At 70.1% G+C, this 2,677-nt stretch carries 3 protein-coding genes; all 3 read left to right on the top strand.

Going from position 1 to position 2,677, the window contains the following annotated elements; all coding sequences use genetic code 11:
- Positions 1 to 237 (top strand): hypothetical protein (locus WAB14_RS18155; protein WP_340271754.1); only part of this gene is annotated, 237 nt, incomplete at its 5' end.
- A gap of 186 nt (positions 238 to 423) precedes the next feature.
- The gene (locus WAB14_RS18150; protein WP_340271753.1) at positions 424 to 1,809 is read left to right on the top strand and encodes a hypothetical protein; all 1,386 of its coding nucleotides are present in this window, start codon (positions 424 to 426) and stop codon (positions 1,807 to 1,809) included.
- A gap of 187 nt (positions 1,810 to 1,996) precedes the next feature.
- A partial coding sequence (locus WAB14_RS18145; RefSeq protein WP_340271752.1) for a hypothetical protein occupies positions 1,997 to 2,677 on the top strand: 681 nt, incomplete at its 3' end.

The following is a 2,677-nucleotide window of genomic DNA, read 5'->3' as shown; positions in this document are numbered from 1 at the left end:
TTCGCCAATGGCGCCACCGGCACGTTCTCCGACCGGCTGTGGTCGAAGGGCTGGGACGTCGTCCTCGCCCTCGAGAGCGACCGGACCCCGCTGTCCGAGCTGGCGATCTACAACTCCTCGACAGGTCGGCACGTCCTCATCGACCTCAAGGCCGGTGGCGGCACCGGGACCTATCTCGACACCTTCTGGGGCCGGTACTGGAACGACGCGGTCCGGGTGAACGTCGAGGGCGACTGACCGGTACGGCCTGCGCGCCCGCACCATGATCGGATGCCGTCACGGGGACCTTCCCGTGACGGCATCCGTCGTCGCACCGGGTCCTTCTGGATGAGAGTTCCCAACTCACCCTCCTCCCGGCGGTTCGAGGCGCATGATGAGCCGCCGGGGCGAGGGGTCCCGGTCTCTCACCCCTAGGGGAATCCTGTGATCTCAGCCCGATCGAGCGCGCCCGCGCTCGTCCTCCCACTGGCCCTCGTCCTGGGCGCCGGCCTCGTCGGACCGGCCGCCGCCTCCACCGACTCGACACGCGCGGACTCGTCCGACGCCTCCCAGTACGGGGAGACCGGCCTGGTCCTCAGGAGCGTGCAGCCCTCTCCTGGGACCGCCCGGTTCGCCGCGACCAGCGCCACCGTCGCGATCTCGTCGTGCTTCGTCTACGACCAGCTCGGCTTCGCGGAGCTCTACGGCACCGTGACCGCCGATGCCGCGTCGGCCACCGTGTTCGACATCACCATCACCGGGGGCGTGCTCAACGACCAGGCGCAGATCATCGCCGACGCCGGCGAGACGATCGCCTTCTCGGCGCGCGACTTCGCGGGCGACCTCGGGATCACGGTGAGCTCGGGCGGAGCGGTCCTCGCCCAGGCCGCACGCAACGTGCCGGACTGCACGCCCGCACCGTCCCAGGCCGACTTCGGCGCCGACGAGATCGTCCGCTGGGACGGCTTCGGCTCGGGCGAGGTCGTCAGCACGCTCACCGACGGCAACACCGAGATCTACGACTTCCTCCAAGAGGTCCCCGGCAACGAGACCGGCACCGCCGTCCTCGTCCCCATCGAGTTCGACGGCGTGCCTGGTGAGGAGCTGATGTCCTACGACCCGTTGACCGGGCGCCAGTCGTTCTACGACTGGGACCCGGACTTCGGTTTCTCCCTGGTGAGCACACGGGAGTGGTCGAAGGGTTGGGACGTCATCGAGCCGATCCAGCTCGACGCCGACCTCGGCAGCGAGCTCGTCGTCTACAACTCCGTCACCGGTCGCCAGGTCCTCATCAACCTCTTCGGGAACGGGACGACCGGCACCTTCTCCGACCGGCAGTGGTCGAAGGGCTGGGACGTCGTCGAGCCCATCGAGCTCGACGGCGACCGCGCGTCCGAGCTCGTCGTGTACAACTCCGTCACCGGCAGGCAGGTCTTCGTCAACCTGTTCGCCAACGGCTCGACCGGCACCTTCTCCGACCGGCAGTGGTCGAAGGGCTGGGACACCGTCGAGCCCGTCGAGCTCCAGACCGACATCATGTCCGAGCTCCTGGTCTACAACTCGGCGACCGGTCGGCAGGTCCTCGTCAACCTCTTCCCCAACGGCACCACGGGTACCTTCTCCGACCGGCAGTGGTCGACGGGCTGGGACGTCGTCACCGCCCTCGAGAGCGACCGGACCCCGCTGTCCGAGCTGGCGATCTACAACTCCTCGACGGGCCGGCACGTCCTCATCGACCTCAAGGTGGGCGGCGGCACCGGCACCTACCTCGACACCTACTGGGGCCGGTACTGGGCGGACGCGGTTCGCGTGAACCTCGAGGGCGACTGACCGGTACGGCCTGCGCGCCCGCACCATGATCGGATGCCGTCACGGGGACCTCCCCGTGACGGCATCCGCCGTCGCACCGGGTCCACACAGATGAGAGTTCGCCGCTTCCCCCACCCGCTGACGGCCCGTGGCGCATGATGAGCCGCCGGGGCGAGGGGTCCCGGCCTCTCACCCCGAAGGGGCCTCAGTGATCTCAGCCCGATCGAGCGCGCCCGCGCTCGTCCTCCCGCTCACGCTCGTCCTGGCCGCCGGCCTCGTCGGACCGGCTGCCGCCTCAGCCACGGAGCCGCGGACCGCGACCGCGGGCGCGACGTCCGACGACGCGGTCCTCACCCTCCGACCGCTGCCGTCGCGCACGCCCGGTGCCACCGCCCAGGTCGCCGCGGCGAGCGCCACCGCGTCGATCTCCTCGTGCTTCGTGCTCGACCAGCAGGGGACTACCGCCGTCCTCGGCGAGCTCTTCGCCGACCCTGCCGCCGCGACCGCCTTCGACATCTTGGTCACGAGCGACTTCGGGGACATCGCCGAACGGGTCGTCGTCGGAGCAGGTGAGGCCCTGGGCTTCTCCATCCTCATGTCGACCGGGCCCGTCAGCGTGACCGTCAGCTCGGAGGGAGCGGTCCTCACGCAGACCAGTCGCACCGTGGCCGACTGCACCCCGGCCCCCTCGACCGCCGACTACGGCGCCGACGAGATCGTCCGGTGGAACGGGTACGGCGACGGGTTCGTCGTCAGCACCCTCACGGACGGCAACACCGAGCCCTACGACGTCCTGCGGGAGAACCCGGGCAACGACACCGGCACGGCGGTCCTCGTCCCGGTCCAGCTCGACGGCGTGCCCGGTGAGGAGCTCATGTCCTACGACCCG

The organism is Aquipuribacter nitratireducens (genome assembly GCF_037860835.1).
Taxonomy (GTDB): domain Bacteria; phylum Actinomycetota; class Actinomycetes; order Actinomycetales; family JBBAYJ01; genus Aquipuribacter; species Aquipuribacter nitratireducens.
Note: the sequence above shows the minus strand (reverse complement) of the source record. Positions and strands in the feature narration are given on the sequence as shown.